Source organism: Peribacillus sp. NPDC101481 (genome assembly GCF_044767165.1).
Classification (GTDB): domain Bacteria; phylum Bacillota; class Bacilli; order Bacillales; family DSM-1321; genus Peribacillus.
The window spans coordinates 1,198,131-1,217,788 of record NZ_JBIWNJ010000002.1 but is presented as its reverse complement, the minus strand read 5'-3'; the positions used below and the strand labels follow the sequence as shown (position 1 = coordinate 1,217,788).

At 34.2% G+C, this 19,658-nt stretch carries 14 protein-coding genes; 1 reads left to right on the top strand and 13 read right to left on the bottom strand.

Annotation, left to right across the window (positions count from 1 at the left end):
* Nucleotides 1–314: 314 nt before the first annotated feature.
* From ACIROD_RS15890 to ACIROD_RS15850, 9 genes are all read right to left on the bottom strand, one after another.
* Complete coding sequence (locus ACIROD_RS15890; RefSeq protein WP_402942026.1) at nucleotides 315–1,232, bottom strand: hypothetical protein; 918 nt, start codon at nucleotides 1,230–1,232, stop codon at nucleotides 315–317.
* A gap of 1 nt (nucleotide 1,233) precedes the next feature.
* A complete protein-coding gene (locus ACIROD_RS15885) occupies nucleotides 1,234–3,171 on the bottom strand; it encodes an AAA family ATPase (RefSeq protein WP_402942024.1) in 1,938 nt (645 codons plus the stop codon).
* A gap of 879 nt (nucleotides 3,172–4,050) precedes the next feature.
* A complete protein-coding gene (locus ACIROD_RS15880; RefSeq protein WP_402942022.1) occupies nucleotides 4,051–5,001 on the bottom strand; it encodes a restriction endonuclease in 951 nt (316 codons plus the stop codon).
* A gap of 360 nt (nucleotides 5,002–5,361) precedes the next feature.
* Nucleotides 5,362–6,525, bottom strand: a complete 1,164-nt coding sequence (locus tag ACIROD_RS15875; RefSeq protein ID WP_402942020.1) for a ComEC/Rec2 family competence protein — start codon at nucleotides 6,523–6,525, stop codon at nucleotides 5,362–5,364.
* 713 nt (nucleotides 6,526–7,238) lie between these two features.
* Entirely contained in the window at nucleotides 7,239–7,760 is a 522-nt protein-coding gene (locus tag ACIROD_RS15870) for a peptidase dimerization domain-containing protein (RefSeq protein WP_402942018.1), read from the bottom strand.
* A 449-nt stretch (nucleotides 7,761–8,209) separates the two neighbouring features.
* A complete protein-coding gene (locus ACIROD_RS15865) occupies nucleotides 8,210–9,163 on the bottom strand; it encodes a helix-turn-helix domain-containing protein (protein WP_402942016.1) in 954 nt (317 codons plus the stop codon).
* A gap of 40 nt (nucleotides 9,164–9,203) precedes the next feature.
* Complete coding sequence (locus ACIROD_RS15860) at nucleotides 9,204–9,413, bottom strand: hypothetical protein (RefSeq protein WP_402942014.1); 210 nt, start codon at nucleotides 9,411–9,413, stop codon at nucleotides 9,204–9,206.
* A gap of 813 nt (nucleotides 9,414–10,226) precedes the next feature.
* Nucleotides 10,227–11,639, bottom strand: coding sequence for a DHA2 family efflux MFS transporter permease subunit (locus ACIROD_RS15855; protein WP_402942012.1), 1,413 nt, complete (start codon nucleotides 11,637–11,639; stop codon nucleotides 10,227–10,229).
* Nucleotides 11,640–12,121: 482 nt separating this feature from the next.
* Nucleotides 12,122–12,886, bottom strand: coding sequence for a hypothetical protein (locus ACIROD_RS15850; RefSeq protein ID WP_402942010.1), 765 nt, complete (start codon nucleotides 12,884–12,886; stop codon nucleotides 12,122–12,124).
* 800 nt (nucleotides 12,887–13,686) lie between these two features.
* Here ACIROD_RS15850 and ACIROD_RS15845 point away from each other — a divergent pair.
* A complete protein-coding gene (locus ACIROD_RS15845) occupies nucleotides 13,687–14,373 on the top strand; it encodes an ArsR/SmtB family transcription factor (protein ID WP_402942008.1) in 687 nt (228 codons plus the stop codon).
* A 93-nt stretch (nucleotides 14,374–14,466) separates the two neighbouring features.
* Here ACIROD_RS15845 and ACIROD_RS15840 read toward each other — a convergent pair whose 3' ends face one another.
* The 4 genes from ACIROD_RS15840 to ACIROD_RS15825 form a co-directional block, all read right to left on the bottom strand.
* On the bottom strand, nucleotides 14,467–15,351 hold the full coding sequence (locus ACIROD_RS15840) for a DMT family transporter (protein ID WP_402942006.1): 885 nt from the start codon (nucleotides 15,349–15,351) through the stop codon (nucleotides 14,467–14,469).
* Nucleotides 15,352–15,633: 282 nt separating this feature from the next.
* Entirely contained in the window at nucleotides 15,634–16,020 is a 387-nt protein-coding gene (gene gloA2, locus ACIROD_RS15835; RefSeq protein WP_063592929.1) for an SMU1112c/YaeR family gloxylase I-like metalloprotein, read from the bottom strand.
* Nucleotides 16,021–16,406: 386 nt separating this feature from the next.
* Nucleotides 16,407–17,660, bottom strand: a complete 1,254-nt coding sequence (locus ACIROD_RS15830; RefSeq protein ID WP_402942003.1) for an MFS transporter — start codon at nucleotides 17,658–17,660, stop codon at nucleotides 16,407–16,409.
* A gap of 174 nt (nucleotides 17,661–17,834) precedes the next feature.
* A complete protein-coding gene (locus tag ACIROD_RS15825) occupies nucleotides 17,835–19,496 on the bottom strand; it encodes an amidohydrolase (RefSeq protein ID WP_402942001.1) in 1,662 nt (553 codons plus the stop codon).
* Nucleotides 19,497–19,658: the final 162 nt, after the last annotated feature.

The following is a 19,658-nucleotide window of genomic DNA, read 5'->3' as shown; positions in this document are numbered from 1 at the left end:
AACTTACCAGGACAATAAAACTATCCCTGCACCAGGCAACTGATAACAGGATGGACAACATTTAGGTGTACGAATACTATCCCACCGAATGGGAATTATTATTCAAACTGTTCTAATGTTGCCAGAACACAAAAATCCTCTGAGTTATTAGCCGATAGAAGGTTTCTAACAGTCAAGTTAAGACTATCCTAAAATAATAGAAATCCAATTTCATCTTAAGAAAATTAAATATCTACTCCCTATCGATTTTAATTAAAGTAATATTAAAACTTTCCTCCAAAGACATTGGAGTAACTAAATATTATTAAAAAGCCCTATTCTATTACTTTCTCTTTCTTTAAAATATCATATGTTAATTTCGATAAAGGTCTATTTAAAAAATCAGCATTATCTAAAAAAGTACCAAATAAAATTTTAGTTTTTTCATCATCATTAAATGTAATTCCGGGAAAATCATTAATTAATTCTTTTACTTTATCAGAATCATATAACTCCACTTTTTTTACAATTTCATATACAATGTCATTATGCATTTTATATGGTTTTTCAAGCTTTAGTTTATTAAATTGTTCTGCCATTTCAGTAGAACAGCTATATGATATTTCAATATTACTACATTTTTGTAAATAGTCAGCATCCTTTAAATCCCAGTCAAAAGTGATTAACTCGTTTGTAGTTTTTGTTTCATCATAAGGGGAAATATAAAATTCATCTGTCGATTTTGTATGATTACAAGAGGGACATACAGGAATTAAGTTATAAAAAGATAGCGCGAATAAAGGATAATTGTATTTATCAAAAAAATGATCAATTTGACATCCAGATTTTTTTACATTTTTATATGCCCTCGTATCTATATAGTTTCTATTACAATAAGGACAAACCTTAATTTCTAAACTTTCAACCAATTCAATCGCATTATATTTATTTTCTCCCATACTTTTATTAGATTGCGAAAAGTTATTATTATATACTGATAGTATTTTGTTGCTACAATCTTTATATTGACTAATTTTTTTCACTTTTGTATATAAGTATTCTTTTATATATTTTAATGTTTTGTAGTCCGCCTTAATAAGCTTTTCAAAGGTAAAATCAATTTGAATATTTCTGCAAAAATTTTCTATATCATTATATCTGATTATGTTTGTGTTATTCTTAAAATGATATTTTACGTGTTCCCAGTGATTATCTGCCAGTTTAGTTAAGTCTCTATTTTCGATTGTTACCATTTTATTCCTCATCTCTATCCATTACTTCTAACTCGTACAGTAATTTTCTTATCGTATTTTCAATGGATTTCCTTTTTAATTCCTTCGTATAAAACAAGTATTCACTACTGTTATAGACTTGATGTAACTTATTCCTTAACAAATCATCTCCAATCAAGTTAATGAACTGCAGATTGTATAAATATCTATCTTCAATTCCGACTAAATCATTTTTTGGAAAGCTAATTATAGAGTTTATTTTTGTTCTTGCATATTCACCAATTGTGCTATCCATGAAAAAATCTTGTGACAGCAATGAATGAATATGATTTGCAAATGTTTTATTTTTCACATTTTCTAAAATACTCTTACCGTTTTCATCTTTCTTTAATGCAATGACATTGCTTTTTGGTAAATCAGAGAGAATAAAAGGAGAATGAGTCGTTATAATTGCTTGAAAATTTTTTATGCTATTTATTGAACCTAGTAATCGAATAAGATCGTTTATAAATCGTCTACACCATTCTGGATGTAATGAATTATCTGGTTCATCTAATAATAAAATTAAATTATTGATTTCTTTATTGGGAACCTCATAAATACAGCTTATAAGTTTTAATAATTTTATTTCACCAGCACTTAGATGTTTTAAATCATAGTGTACTTTCTCCAAGAGGCCCCAAAAAGGAACTAATTGTATTTTATCTAAAATATCCAATAAGTTGAAAATACTACTTTTTATATGAAAATCAGCATTTGAATTTTTACCTATTAAACGTAATTTTTGACCATCACTAAAGTAAGTATCTGGAAGATCCAACAATGAACTATATAGAACATTTAAATGCTGCTTATTACTACTTAAAAATTCAGGCATATAACTATTTAATCTTTCATAGTATTCAAAGTAATCAATTCTATGTGGACTAAAATGTTGATGATTTTTATTTTCTTCTTTAATTAATTTTACAATCTGAGGAATTAGACTACTGTAGATTTTTAAGTAATATTCTGTATACATAGAAAATATGTCTTTATTGTTATCAAGTTTTATACTTTGATTTGTTTTTACAACTATTTCTTCCCATTCTTCTTCAGTATTATCTATGAATTCATACAGTAATGAGATATTTATTGAGTATAGTATATTTATTATAAACTGCTGTTTATGAGTTAATTTTTTAATATCTTCTTGTGTTATAGGAATTAATGAGGATGCTCCAAAAATTGTAGTTATTTCTTTTTCCGTAGTTTCTTCAACTATAAGTTCCAGTTCTGGAAAAAGTTGCGCTTTAAAATATCCTCCTCCATCCGCTTCAATAAGAGTTCTATAAATTTTCAAAAAATTATCAAAACCATTATTTAAATAAAGTCTATTTAAATAATGGTAATCTTGAAATGCTCTACTAATTTTCAGGTTCTGAAAATCAATTTTCTGTTTATATAAACTACTACGTCTATTCGTATTTAAATTTTCAGTCACAATTTCAACTAAAGAAAAATCCTTATATTTATCTCTACCTTCATCATTTTTTAAAAAATTTACCTTTTCGATTTTTTTATCTATAACTTCAAGTTCACAACAAAAAGAATTTAACTTTGTTTGACCGAAAAAATTGCTAAATAACTCTGTATTAACCCCCTCAGCAAAGAACATATTATTATTACAATGGTAAATTAAAAAAAATGAAAAGCCTTCATCTTGTGCTTGCTCTAAATTTCCACGAATTGATGATATCATATTTAAAATATTAGTTTTTCCTACACCATTTCTACCAACAATCGCAGAAATATTTATTACTTTTTCTTCATATTTAAAGAAATTTATATATTCTTCATTCTTTTCAATTTTGAGATTCCCTCTATTTTGATTGTAGTGTATATCATATTTATTACTAAAATAGATTTCTTGCTCATTAATATTTTTATATGATTTTATATATGCATATAATAACTCCATACTTCACCTCATTTATAATCGCCATAAATTTTAAATCTAATTTGAATGTACAGATTAGCAATCTTCTCCGCCTTCTTTTGACTTCTTGCCCTTTCTTGCATGATAGCACTTTTCCTCAAAATTATTTAACCTTAGTGTATAGAATACAAGTTTTCGAAAAAACAGGTCCCAATTTATTAAGGCTCCAAAGTTATATTTAATGTATAAAGGTTAATAGATAAGAAGAGAAGACGGAAATAATAACAAGTTATATAAATGTATTTTATTTAGTGGGTAATATGACTTTTAATAAAGAACGTGAATAAGATTATTCACGTTCTTTATTAAATATCTCACTGTTTAGAAGTAGGAACTTCTTCTAACTGAACGGACTTTCTTCCTGTTTCTCACTTAGTATTTGTTTAAGATTATATTTTAAAACTCAACTAGCTTTTGATTTGCAATTAAATTTTTCTGTGACAGCATTCAACTTCGCAAGAGGTTTACGATCTTTTTTTGGCATAGGTAATTTTAAAGGTCTGGACCAAAAAAGTGTGGCTCACAAGTAGTACAAAAAGTCATACATTCAGTGATATGTTGGTTTAATTCTTGATGTCGTATGAGATTTTTACCTTTGCTTGTTAGTCGCTTTATAAGATAATTGAATGAATATACCAAATAGACTTAGAAGCTTTATGTAGCGGTGAATATTTACTTCTAGAGTTGAATATATTTTGATTCACAAACCTTATGCTGAAGTAAGTATTTATGAATTGCCATTGAATTTTGTCATCTTAATGGAATAAATTCAAATAGATTGATTATTAATACTGTAGCATCAGTTCAATGATGATAATATTTCCAATTTTTAAAAATGAGTTACTGAAAAAACCCAGTTATTTATCTGGTGAAATAAGGATTCTTATCAATAATAGCAGATTGAATTTTTTCTTTTAATAAAGGCTTTAAATCCTCTTTATTTTCTAATACGTGAATTATTTCATACAAATTACACAAGACAATAACGCATTGTGAAAGAGAATCACGACAAATTCGAATTGCGGGTTCTGTATATCCTGATACAGATATAAAAATACCTCTAGATTGTCCACGATTAAAAAGACGAACTAGATGCTGCGATACCTCGGCATTGCCAATTGGTTTTTCCCACCATTTCATTTCAACTAGATATATATTATTATCCAATTCAATTACACCATCTAATTGTTCTACAATTCCTTCTTTTTCATCGCCTTTTAATGTAAAGTCTTCCCTTATAAGTATTCCATTTACCAAAAAAAGACGATTCAGTAAAGATTCTAGTAATTTTCCACGTTTTTGAGGATTTGACATATGAAACAGATTTGATAGTTCCAACCGAATAGACTCTATTTCTTGCTCAAATTGTTTTTTCTTTTCTGCCTTTAGAAGATATTCATTTCGTATTTTACTTTCTTCCTTCTCTTTTTCTATTTTCATTCGAGTAAACGAATCTTTTACTTTAACAACATGGCGAATTTCAGCAACTAAACCTTTAGCCTTCAAACGATCATTTTCCCAACAAGATTCAAAGGTCTCAAATTCTACAACTCGTTTGAGAACTTCTCTTCTTTGTCGCAGGGTATTTTCTCCATTTTCATTGAGTTTGGTAAGTACTGAACGAACAATTTCATACTTATTTATCTGTTGTGGATTCTTAACGACTCTATCTTGGACATCTACCATTAATCTACTATCCACACCCGAACCTCTAAAAAAAAGAAGAACATCCCTTTTTGAACGACATAATAAAGGAATCGTATCCACCAAGAGATTAAATAATTCAGGTGGGTAGTGATATATAACATTCATTCTTATACCCCCGTATCTAATTAACTATAAATGAAAACACTATAACAACTATCAAAATAATTTTAATGACATTAATCTTCAATTCAAGATATTACCTGGAACGTAAGTAAATTATAATGGATATTGCGAAAGAGTTTCACGAAATTCCTTATGCTCCTTCTTAATTATTTTCATTAGTACTTTCTTACTTTTTGGGGTACATTCCCCCTTCTTTTCTTCAACTTTTTCAATTTTAATTCCTTTTAATTTTTTATGTTCAAACAAACTCTGTTTTCTTGTCCACTATCCGCCTATATATGACTCTAATGATTTATATTTATTTGCTAATAAATATAAATCATTAATAACAACTGCATTTAATCATGATAAGGGAATTACGATGTCCTTACCTGCATAGTCTGTACGGAAGTATGTAAAACCCATTTTAGCAAGAGTTTTTCTATTTTTCTCTCTAGGATGCCCATAACTATTTTTTCCAGTAGAAGTAACTGCCTTGTTTACCCTTGGAATTCTACCTACATAACTGTCCAACTTTCCAGCTTCTCCCCCATGATGAGGAGTTACAATATTTAATTTCATTCCAACCGGAATACTCTTATAAATGTCATCAAATATTTGAGAATAGTAGTGGTCGCCTGCCATTATTACTGCTTCCTTTTTACTCCATATAGCAATTGAAAGACCAGATTTGTTTCGATCAGATGACTTCTCCCCTCTAAATAGAGAAAAATTTGAGTTTCTAATCATTAATTCTAAGCTCACTCTTCTTTTTACTATTCTTAAATTAGACGGGCTAATCGCATTTATACACCAACAACTATTTTGAAGAATTTTAAACGCTCTTTTGCTAGTCAGATTGGGAAGTTTAGAAGGGCAAAATACACAGCAAAGCTGCTTAAGCAGGGTATCTTCAATTTGAAAAATAGCTTTATAATGATCTACATCCCAGTGACTAATAATTAACGATGGTCTATCAAAAAATGCATTTGTACTTTGTATAACTTTCTTTACTTCTAGCTTACTAAAATGAATGGAAGCACCTAAATCATATATTATTCTACATTTATTATTGGAGTAAATTTCATTCCAATTTCCCTGTCCTACATTTTTCACTACTACATTTATGTCCCCAAATAATTCGGAACCCCCACAGGGGTCTCCCTTCCAACTAGATTGAGCAGTGGTCCAATCTACTCTCTTTAATGCATTCGAAAAAAAACTAGGTAGTTCTATATTACTTTTTGATCTAAAAGCAATGATGTCAGATCCTTCTAATTCACCCTTAGGTTCTCTAACCCAATTAATCTCAGAAATAAGTTCATTGGGAAGATTATAAACACACCCTTCTTTTGGATATATTCCAGATATAAACCTTAAACCTTCTATGTATAACATGGTTCTATCATCGCTAGGATTAAAGGCCTGATCAATACTTTTGCAAAACTTCAAAAAATCATCTGAAACTATAAAATCAGCTAATAATAATCCTGCAAATCGATTAAACTTTTCTATATATATTTTCATACACATACCTCTTTTTGTTTCAATTAGTACATTTAATCATTTTATCATTGGAATTCCATTTATTATATGAAATTATAATATTACTTTAATAATTTCCTCGTTTACAAATTCTATCACTTCAACGCAAATTTTATTTCATAGATAAATAAAATTCAATAAAAGGTAGGCTTCTCGTATAGAAAACCTACCTTTATTTCCTAGCTTATATTTCTTATTACTTTTCTTTATATTTCATGGTTTTGTTTAATGAAAGTGTAAATTCTTCCTTTTGGTTTACCATCACTTGTGGTATGGTTCACCGTAATGCATCTAAATGATGTTTTTATTTTTCATATATCAAACTACCAATTGAACAGTTTTTTGTTTACCATTTTGTTTATTTTTCGGAAGTGTAATTAGGGATGTATAAGTTTCCCCGTCGAGTCTTTCAGCTAACTCTTTATTAGCATTATCAAGTAATTCTGGGTTTTCAAGAGCCGAAATAGCGGTACATGCCATTGCTTTTCTAACTAATAACATGGCATCATGGGTGTAGCTTTCTTTACCTTGCGCGACAGCCTACCAAGTATGAAATGGTGTTCCAAACGCCCAGGTGGAAGTAACACATTGTGCGGTTGGAACATTCCAGCTAACATCGGTAACATCTGTAGAACCTCCCATAAATGATTCTTTTTCAGAAAAAGGAACGATAAAGTCGGCAATAGGTTGTTCTGCTAATTGAGAATCTCCTTTATCCCAACTTGTAAAGCTGCCGCACGCTTTTCCTCGTCAGTGAACGTTTCATAGATTGTTTTTGCATAGTTTATATCCTGTTCAGTAGCAAGAGGAGCTCCTATTTCCTGCATATATTGGTGCATCACTTTTTCAAGGGTCTTATTAGGAATTAAATTATGGAAGGAATCTTGAATGTCGAAATCAACCATCGTTTGTGTCATAAGTGCCGCACCGCGGGAACAGTTTACACCCCTGTCATAAAGCTCTTTTACTTGATCTGGTTTCGTTGCACGGATTAAGTAGGTTACTTCCGCCTCAGCCTGAACGACATTTGGAGCCAATCCTCCTGTATTGGTTACAGCATAATGAATCCGAGCTTCATCAATCATGTGTTCTCTCAAATAATTGACTCCAACGTTCATAAGCTCGACTGCATCCAAGGCACTTCTTCCTAAATGTGGTGCTGCAGCGGCATGGGCACTTCTCCCTTTTAATTTAAAGTATGCATGGATGGACCGCATTGGTAGTGGAGTTCATGACAGCATTCATTGTTGCAAAATGCCATGAGAAGGCAGCATCAACATCTTTAAAAAGACCGTTTAAAATTTTTCCCGTATCCACTTTCTTATGCTGGACAGCCGAAATATTGTACTGTTCCAACAAGCTTATTTTCTATCAAATAATCCTTAACCGCAATAGCTGCCGCAAAGGAACCTACTCGCAGCCATGGCCATTTCCATTTTTAATAATGTTTGCCCCTTCAATTTATAAAGCAAATAATTTCCTGAAAGTTTGGTTACCTGCCTTCTTGTACATATCATTTTTGCTTTACGGGATTTAAATAATGCCGACTCTGTACCTTTTCTGAAGACGAAATCAAATCATTCAGGGTTAAATACGTAAAGCATAGCCTTAGGATCCAGGTGAGATTGCCTTTGCACCTTTTTCGCCATAAATAAATTTTATATAGTTATTTTATTATCAATGATAATTTTTGCTCAACCCATTTACTGATACTAATCCCTTCTTGTTCAGCTAAATCTGAAATTGTTTCTAACAATTCGATAGGTAATTCAAAACTAGTTTTTCTATTTGGACTACGTAATATCAAAGTATCATCTTCATGATGCATTTCTCCATTAATTAGATACGGCAAGATATCAACAATACCAAACACCTCAGATATAAACGGTTTTTCGCCTACCCTTACGTAGAGTAACACTGTTTCATTTTGTTCTCTAAGTCGAATATTTTCCACTCCCCAAATTTCATATAAATAGTCGAGGAAAGGATAGAATACGACTACTTTTTTTGGCATTTCTATTTCCAAAAATCCTTTATAATCCAGAGTGGATTGATGGATCGAATATGCTGGCTTTAAGGCATAATTTCTAATTCCTTCTTCATACGGCAGCCATTGTTGGATGTTGGATAAGTAAAAACCCCATGCTTTTTCTTCATTACGAATCACACGTGCTTCAGGTATTCTATTGGAATGGAACTTTTGATACAAAACAATATCATTTTTTGAATCATAATATTCATATTTTTTTGGTCGTTGTGTTTCAGATTGTTTGAGTGATTTCTCCGCTTTCTGAAAGGCTGTTCCCGAAATTACATAAGTGATTCTCTCATCACCATACGGGACAGCCTCAGCTTTTATGGAACCATCTTGTATATACTTATAAACACTTTGAACAGATAACCCCAATTTCTTTGCAACCTCATTGGGACTCATACCAGTAGGTAAAGATTGCTTTTCATAGACTAATCGATCCACTTCCGCTTTTTCATAACGGGCCTCTTTATATAAACGATGTGGATCCAGGATTTTAATGATTTTCTTCTGCTTTCCATAATGGTAGACCGTTGCCTTGGATACGCCTAATAAATCAGCTACTTCTTTTTGTGTATACCATTCCACTTTATCCCCCCCTCCCATCCTTCTTGATTATCCGTTCCGGTTATTGGAACATCCCGTTGTTTCCATTCGTCAATTCCTCATGATACAAGACTGCTTCTGCCTGGCCAAATTTCACACGATATTGGAGACGTGGGTGTTCAATCACTTCCAAAATCACGCCTTCTTTTTCCTCAAATTGTTTAAAATAGTAAAAACTCTCCGGGTCATCCTCTTCAGTACATGTTAAGAGAACAAAAACCGTTTCCCCCATTTCATAAGATGCAGTCTGCGTGGTTTTTAATGGTTTAGTTTATTCATTATTTGTTTCTTCACCTTTTATCTTTTATTGTTATATGTCTTTCTATTTCATGACTAACTATTTAATTCCTATATCATATATACTGTTGTCTTAAATAAGTATAATTATAAATTTCTCTTATATAATCATTAAGATTTAAGGATTTAAATTATACAATATTGTTATTTCAGAATCTAATTTTATACTAATTATATCTCATATAAATAAATGGAGGGATTTATTTAGGACCTCATACCTTTAGGGATGCTTTTGCCATCATTTCTCACTTAAATGGAGTGGATGTCTATCAGATTATGAAGAGTCTGGGCCATGAGCAGCTTTCCACTTCAGAGATATATTTGGAGAAAGTTTTTGAAAAAGAACGCCATGCTATTCATTTGTGGTTTGGGGAGTATATATAGAAGAAGATCTTCATATTCAGAGGGGTTTTTGTGATTTTTGGCGCGCTCTTAAAAGATCCAGTTTCGAAAATGTTTAAAGATTGAAGAATATGAAAAAAAGTCCAGGTTAATAAAAGATACTTCCACACCTACATCTAATTGATGTAGGTTTACTTCTTTTTATAAGAAAGAAAAAAATAAAAGAGGGAGAACAAATCATCTGGATGACTTGTTCTCCCTCTTTTTTAGAATCCCTTAGATAGGCTTGACGTAGGAATGATAGGACATGGGAGCGAAAGCCGCTAGGGGCGGCGTTGGAAAATGTTCATAACAAGTTAAAAAATGGAGTTCTAATATTTAGCTTAAAAAAACTCGGATCAAATATTTAATTCTTCTCTCCGAACTCTTTTCCTGCTGATTTTTTATCCTTTATTTTAAAAGAAATGAGGAAGCTAATTAATGAAAGTACAGCGATGACAATAAATGAGATTTGCGCGCCATACATATCAGGATGGACTATCTCGGGACGCTGCTGAGCATTTTCGGTAGCTGATGTCATCACAGTAACAAGTATTGCAGTGCCTACAGATGCAGCAATCATTTTCATCGTATTATCCATTGCTGCACCATGGGCGATTAAGCGTTTAGGCAGCTGGTTTAAGGCGGCCGTTGAAACTGGCATCATAACCATGGCTAATCCGAACATCCGTATACTGTACATTACCATTATAAATGTAAAACTTGTCGAAGGACCAACATCTATAAAAGTAAAGGAGGAAGCGGTTATGAGGAGTAATCCGCCAATAACCAGCCACCTGGCCCCAATCCGGTCAAAAATACGTCCAATGAACGGTGACATTATTCCGGTAATAAGTGCTCCAGGGAGTATCGCTAATCCAGCTTCAAACGCAGTAAATCCTCGCATGTTTTGCATAAATAGCGGGATGAGCGTTTCGGCACCAATCAGACCCATAAAGGTAATGGCTCCTATAATAATAGCAATAGGGAATAATGAATACGTGAACACACGGAACTCCAGCATTGGATGTTTCAGTCGCAATTGCCTTTTTATAAACCAAACAAGTGAAATTGTTCCAATTCCTAGGGATATGATGGTACTCTCGTCTGTCCAGCCATAATTACCAGCAGCTGTAAATCCATACAATAATCCACCGAAACCTACGGAAGATAAAACAATCGAAAGCACATCCACTTTTGGCCGTGTAACTTCTGTTACATTTTTTAAAGCGAAGAACGCAACAATGATATCAATAATAGCAATTGGTAGAATGATAAAGAATAACACCCTCCATGAGTAAGTCTCCGTAACCCAGCCCGACAAAGCGGGCCCAATAGCCGGCGCAAAGGAAATGACCAGCCCGACCAGTCCCATGGCTGCACCCCGTTTATGAACAGGGAAAATCATTAGGAAGACTGTTTGCATTAACGGGAGCATAATTCCTGCTCCGCTCGACTGAATCATCCGTCCTAGCAACAGCATTCCAAAATTTGGAGCTAGCCCAGCTACCAATGTACCAATAGCAAAAATCCCCATCGCGGAAAGAAAAAGCTGTCTGGTGGTAAAGCGCTCCAGTAAAAACGCGCTAACAGGGATCATGATCCCATTAACCAGCATAAAAACGGTTGTTAGCCACTGTGCACTATTTGCCGTAACATTCATCTCCTCCATTACAGGAGGAATGGCGGTAATCATTAATGTTTGATTCAAGATCGCAATGAATGTACCCGCAAGCAAAAGAGCAACAATTGTTGTCTGTTTACGATTTGTTGAACTCAATTATGGTCCCCCTTTATGATTTGGAAAAAAACATACTTTTGTAGATTACACGAATTTACATCAAATTTCCAGTAATTTGCTGTTAAAAATAACAGCAATAAAGTCGACATTAAATAATTACTTTCTCTACAAATAAATAGAAGAAAGTCGTCATATTCAGATTGGTTTTGCTGAATTTTGTACTCTATTGAACGGCTCTCTCTTTTTTATAATTACTAAAACAAGAATTATAACAAACTCATTTACATTCACTAGTATTGGTTTGAATGTATGGTTTATAAATATTCCAGATTCAGAAGATAATTAGGTCTTTACCACGGGTAGGTTTTATAAATATAAAGATGGAGATACGTAGCAAAATCATGCTGGGCTTTTGAATATAATAAGTGCTAATCCTAGTCTTCGCGGTTATTTTAACTCTACTATTTCATTCTTTAAAAAGTTCAAATCTTTTTCCCTCCTACAAATAAAAAGCACCCAATTTAATGGATGCTTAGATTTCCTTTCTTTCGTAACCTTATTTCAAATTTATCACTGAAAAATTCGTTTGCATTAAAAATAGTACTAATGTCTGAAATATCACCTATGTTCACAATTAAGGCTTCATCAACTTCTTGATCTGTGAGAACTATGCGATATTCATATTGATTTTCAAAGTATTTATCTTTCCAAAAATAAATATCAGTCCCTTGATTTTTATAAGAGCTCATCCTAGCTGAGGAATTGATGTTATAATCATCATATTTTACCAAACCCCCTCTGTAAGCATAACCTTTTTTATTGAGTGTTCTAGTAATTCTGTCAATAAATTGCGATGGGGTAACAAAAATTAAGCTATCTCCGAACTCCCTGATCATTTTATCGATTTGTTCATTAGGTAAATCAAATTTGGTATAGTAATATTTTTCATCCTCCTTAACCACTTTTAACATATCGCCGACAATTGCAAACATACAATATAATGGTCTTTTTTTATTTATATTTTTTCTGAAATTCATTTTTTTAGTCCGCCCCGACATTATTAATTCATTGGTATCTTGAGTAAAGAAATTCATTGTTAATTCCGTAAAAACATTTGTTGCTTCAAATTTGTCTCCTACACCTTTTTCTCCTGAAGCACTTTCTATATCAATATACTTTTTGAAATTATTCATATATAAATCGCCTGACAAAAAACTTTCCACAAAAGGTGTGAACTTTATAAATCCAAAAACTTGACCTTTAAATCCAACGTCTGATATTTTCATACTCTTCATTCCCTCCTATTTGACTACTAAATTCGACAAAAGGGACTATTAAGGAACGTTTACTGTTAGTGAACATGTAAGAATGTATGCCTAGTTTACAAAGAATATACTTCATTAAAAAACGCTTATCCAAAGGATAGACAGTCTTTCTTCTATACATATACAGTCTTCTTTTTAACCTCTCCTGATTTCATAATCTCTCCCCAATAAAAAAAGCACCCAATTTAACGGATGCCCCCAATTTATCTCGTTCATTTCATCAATAAAATCCTTGTAGAAACGACTCAAAATGTAATGTTCTTGACACCTGGGCTTTACCCTTTCCCATTTCATTATTATTTCTAGTTAGCCCAGTAACACTTCTCCTGCTTCCAAATTAAAACCACGGTTAACCGTTTAAAAGTTATGTTAAAAAACGTTCACTAAAAGCAAAGACCATTAATTTCTTTCGAATGAGGATTAACTAGCATCTAAATAATTTATAGATGAATTTTTTGATTTTGGGCAGTCTTCACATGTTGGTGAAGTTATCCTTGTTTCATATGCATTGCTTTAATGCCACGTTATCATTTCTGCATATATATGCCTCGAAAAAATACGAAATAAACACTATCCACTTTTATTGTAGGGTTCTTTTTCAAATTTAATTAAAGCAGGAATCGTGAATTACCGAATTTCATTAAGGCAGGGTACTGTATAATAGAAAAAGAAGTTTACATGTTTTAAATGCTAATTACATAGCATTCAGCTTATTTAAACTAAAAATTAGCTACATATCGTTAGAAAGGTTGGTAATTATTGTGAGTATAAATCCAAATATGGTGGAGATAGCCTCCCTCCTAGGAGAAACGTCACGTGCAACAATACTTGCAAGTTTACTGGATGGGCGTTTTCATACTGCAGGTGAATTAGCATTGATGGCTGTAATAACACCTCAAACCGCCAGCTTTCACCTTTCTAAATTAGTGGAAGGTAACCTTGTTAAAGTTGAAAAACACGGACGACATCGTTACTATCAGCTAGCAAATGGAGAAATTGCGCATATTTTAGAATCGTTTCTTGCCATTTCCCCACCTCCTCAAGTTCGGTCGTTAAAACAATCAAGCCAAGTTAAAATGCTTCAGGAAGCCAGAACTTGCTATGATCACTTGGCAGGAAAACTGGGAGTCCAATTAACTGAATCGATGTTGAAGGCCGGATATTTGAAAAAAGAAGTGAGAGAGTTTACAGTTACACCCAAAGGAGATCATTTTTTTTCTGAATTCGGCATCGATTTACTTGTTTTAAGAAGAAAACGCCGTTCATTTTCCCACTCATGTTTAGATTGGAGTGAACGTCACCATCATCTTGGCGGAGCTTTAGGGAATGGGCTCCTTACACATTTATTTGATTTAGGCTGGATAGTCCGTGTTCCATCTATTCGCGCAGTAAAAGTAACACCTAAAGGGAAAGAAGGATTTAAAGAAGTTTTTTGTATAGAGGTATAATTTAATAATCCTTCATGATGAAAAAGAAAAAGGCTCTTTTCTTTTTCATCATGAAGGATTTTCTGTCTTTAGCGGCTTAAATCCATGTGATTACTATAAAGCTCTTTTAACTAATTTATTTTCCTTTTGGAAATTGCTATTTACAAGATAGATGCCAATGATGATAAACAGTCCGCCAATTAGGAGTGAAGTGTATATCTGTTCACCTAATAGTGCCCACCCTGATAATACACCGAAGAAAGGTGCCAAAAATAAAAAGGCACTTGTTTTTCCGGGATCACTCTTTTGTAAAAGGTAATACCAAACAGCAAATTGCACGATCGATGACATGATACTTAACCATAATAAAATGAACAACGAATTACCATTCAGTATGAAAAATGGTTTTTCAAGAATAAAGCTGCTAAGTAAAAGCAGTAAACCGCCAAAAAGCATCTGATAGGCAGATAATACCCATGTATCGGAAATCGCCCCCCATTTTTTCGCCAATAATGTGGAAATCGCCCAGAAAACAGAAGAAAGAATGCCGAAAAGAATACCAACCTTAAATTCAAGTTGCGCTCCCATCGTTATAATTACTCCGACTAATCCTAATAAAACACCAATCCATTGATATAGTTTATAGCGTGTTTGTGAAAAGATCGTACCGAAAACAACAACAAGCAACGGGTTCGTGAATGTAAGAATGGAGGATTCACTTGCTGTAATCGTGCGTAAACTCAGGAAAATGCACCCCATTACTCCGGCTGTTTGAAAAGTGCCGATAATGAGCATTTTTATCCAATCCCCTTTAGAGTTTGGATGCGGTCTTTTTAAAAAGATTACGATCATCGCCATTATGAGTCCGGCAAGTGTGAAGCGTAATGCTGCTAATAATAATGGAGATGAATAAGGTAGACCAATTTTAACTACTGCAAAAGAAGAACCCATCAAAAATGTCGTTAAAAGTATCAACACTGTAAATTTGTAAACATTCATTTTTTTATCTCCTGACATATTTAAATGACCAATCTACAGATAGTATAGCCGGTGATTATTTCAGCTCTCATCGAAATATGGAATACAAGTGGATCAAACTTAATGGTATCGACATATCATAGGGAATCTTCATAGTTTAATTGATATAAGTAACCTCTTTAAATCATCGTATTCATCTTTGAAATCAACTTAAAAAATAGAGGTAACCTCAAGTTTTACCTCTTCTATCAAACTTCATGCCTTAAAGCTCTCTCATCAACAACCTATCTAGTCTTGTAATTCCTACTTTTCATATATTTCTAGAGGCAAATCATCCGGATCACAAAAAAAAGTGAACCTTTTTCCTGTTAACTCATCAACACGGATAGGTTCGACTGGAATGTTTTCGTTTTCTAAATCTTCAATCGCTTGATTAATATCTTCCACTTCAAAAGCAAGATGTCTAAGCCCTCTAGCTTCAGGATAACTAGGACGATGGGGGCTATCAGGAAATGAGAATAATTCCAGCTGATATTCCCCTCCGACGATAAGATCCAATTTATACGATTTCCTTTCTGACCGATATGTTTCCTTCTCGATATCACACCCTAAAATATTTACATAGAAGTTCTTTGACTTTTCATAATCGGAACAAATTATTGCTACATGATGTATTTTTTTTACCTTCATTTGTGTCCTCCCTAAGAACATTGATTATTTTTATAAACTAATTTTACCAAAGTTATACATTAATAAAAACTTAGATTTCAGTGCCTCCTTCGGACTCCACTAGTACATCCATTTTCCTTTCACCGGATATAGGTCTTAACACTACTCCAAATAGATTAATTGCAGCACATGGAAAAATTGTATATTTTAATCATGAAAAATACCCTGGCCTTACTGTATGAATATATTGATAATATCGTATAAAAAATAAAAAGCCCTGTTAACTGAATTCAGTAACATCAGGCTTTTCAAGATAGTAGCTGGCAGACTTATTTCACTCTCTATATACCATTTCGAACGAACTTTTATAAATTCTAACGCCCACTTTTGCCTTCATTTATAGCAATCTATTTTACAGCAGGAATTGTTTGTGGATTTTCTGATATGGAATTTTCCTTACCCGATTTCAAGGTCATAAAAGCGATAAAACAAACGACTCCGAATGAAACCAATAACCAAACAGCTCCATTAAACGATCCATCGAAAGCGTCTATGACAAAACCGATCGTTAAAGGAGCGATGAAGCCAGCCACTTGCATCCCTAAATTGACCACTCCCACTGCAGAACCTCCGATTGCTTCTGGTAAATACTTTAGCGGCAGACTAAAAATGATAGTGGATAAGGCTGCGGAAAATATAGGTATAATGGATTGATAGATGATAACTCCCGTTACCGTTTCTGCATGAAACATGAGATACACGAATAATGCTAGACCTAATCCACTAAAGCCCCCTATCCATTTTTCCCGACCAACTTTCACTTTATCCAGTACATAACCGGCGATAATATAGAAAGCCACCGACGCTATTGCAGGGATCATCTGTAAAAGACCCATAGAAATTAAATTCAGGCCACGTTCCTGCACTAAGTAAGTCGGCATCCATGACATCACTCCCCAGCTGATGAAACCATATGCAAACGAGGCAGCCATCAAACTAAGGACCAAGGGGGTTTTAAACAGCTTAATAAAAGAACCTTTGACAGGAACTTCCGTTAAGGAATCTACTTCTCGCGGGCCCTGACTCCCTACTCTTGGTTTTAAAAAGAACAAATATAGCAACCCAATCGTAAACCCGAAAATCCCAATAATGCCAAACATCATCCTCCATCCGATACTAACAAGCAGAGTGGCTGCTAGAATGGGTGAAATGACACCTGCAACAGTGAGTGCGGAAAGAAACAAAGACATTGCCCGGGATCGCTTTTCTTCCGCAATGGACACTGCTATCATTTTGGCCCCAGCAGGAAAGAAACTTCCTTCCCCCAATCCGAACATAAAACGAATGACCAGCAACGAAACAAAAGACCATGCCAATCCTGTCAGACTGGTAAAAATGGTAAAACTAAAGACAGAGACAATCAGAACGATTCTAGCGCCGAAACGATCGGCCATCCAGCCGCCGGGGATCTGCATTATCGCATATCCTAAAAAGAAGACGCTTAATATCAGACCTGTGGAGGATGCGCTCAATTGGAGGTCATCGGATATATGGACAATCCCATAATTAATGACGAAGCGATCCAGTGCCGAGAACAAATTACCTGCAAAAAGTAATAACAAAATCATTTTTGGATTTTGACCGAATGCTAATTTGTTCACTAGCATAGCCCCCTAGTTTAGCTTTAATTTTCATCGCGATTCTTTAAACTCTAAGGAAACAGGATCATGGAGTATCTAATGTCGAGGATGCGGGTTCAAAGATAATCGGTTCTCTTAAGTCAAACATATAGGATTTCCTTTTTTGATTATACGCAGTAAATTTCCGGTAAGAAATTAAGTAGTCTTTACCTTTTCTTGTCCATATACTGGGTTTCCATCTATGAAGGTGGCCAGAATTGCTATGTCCTTAATTTCTTCTGGATGAACAGCTGTAGGGTCAGTCTCGAGAATGGTAAAGTCTGCTTGTTTTCCAATTTCTATGCTGCCTGATCGTGACTCATCAAAATTTAGTTTTGCGCCAAAAATAGTCATCGACTTTAAAGCTGTTTCTACATCAATACGCTGTTCTGGGCCTAAAACATGACCTTCTCTCGTTATTCTATTAACTGCAGCCCATACTGAAAATAGGGGTGAGATTGGGGTAATTGGACAATCGGAATGCAGGGTGAACAATAAATTGTGTGCAACAGCTTCAGCTAACGGACTTATACGCCTTCCACGCTCCGGACCCAGGAAAATTTGTTTATGCCTGTCTCCCCAATAATATACATGATTGATGAAGAAGGATCCGGCTACATCAAGTTCCCTCATCTTCATGATGTCCTCGGTGGTCGCGGTTTGGACATGTTCGATTCTATGGCGATGCCCTGTACGAGGGCTATTGGATAAAGCAAATTCATATGCCGCTAATATCGAGCCGATCGCACGATCCCCGTTTCCATGCGTTGTGATCCTAAATCCTCGTCTGTGCAGGTCTAAGACTTCTTCATTAAATGCTTCCTGCTGATGAATGAGATCTCCATATACATCTTGATTTTGATAATATGGAAGACGTAAAGCTCCTGTTAATCCTTGTATGGAGCCGTCCTGAAACATTTTTGCGCTATCTAATTTAACCCGTCCCCCAGACCTTTCCCTGAGTTCCAGATCCAGTTGAGCTGGAGAATAACCCCCGAATGGCGCTCCTTCACGAAGCTGCTGATGCATGATCATCAATCTCGTTCGCATCGGATTAATTTTTTGTTCAGCCGCTTTAAGATGAGCCTCTAAATCTTCCAAATTATTAAATCCAACTGCAGCATCTGTATTTGTGGTAATTCCTTGAGCGACATAATCTTTTGAAGCCTTTCCTATCATGTCAACCTGTTGCCCAATTGTCATTTGCGGTATGTGATTATTTATTGGTGCCATTGCCGCTGGTTCATAAATTACCCCATTAAGTCTTCCGTTCTCATCCCGTCCATAATGTCCGCCCTGGGGATCAGAAACATCATCAGTTAAACCTGCGAATTGCAAGGCAAGCGAATTTACTGCGGATAAGTGCCCTGAAGTGTGTGTGATGACTACAGGATTATTTGGCGAAACCTTATCTAAATCACTCCGTGTAACATGGCGCTTTTCATACAAAAGCGTATCATCATAGCCATATCCCTTTACCCATTCGCCATCGGGAGTGTCTTTTGCTTTTGCACCAATCACCTCTAAAATATCTTTTATGGATTGATTGGGCGGTGTACCGCAGTTCACCTGTCCCATCGTTAATCCATACATTAAAATATGGTTATGAGTATCGATAAAGCCTGGAATTAGGGTGGTTCCCTTTAAATCTACAACATCAGTGCTTGCTGTAAACTCCACTGCACTTTTAGGTGGCTCACACTCATCCCAAATCCCGACAATTTTCCCATCTGCTACAGCAATTGACCTAGCCCGGCGATTCCTGTTATCTAGAGTCAGCACATTTGCATTTTTAAATAAAAGATCGATTTTTATCATAAAATAAAGTCCCTCCCTTTTTTTGGTTTTAAATCCACTTCATTTCGTCATAGTACTAACTTGGCAAACTGACAGATGGAAATACTGAATAGATAGGGCAAATACTTACAAGTCAATCAGGAGTAAAATGACACATCCTTTCTAGAATGAAACAATAGATTT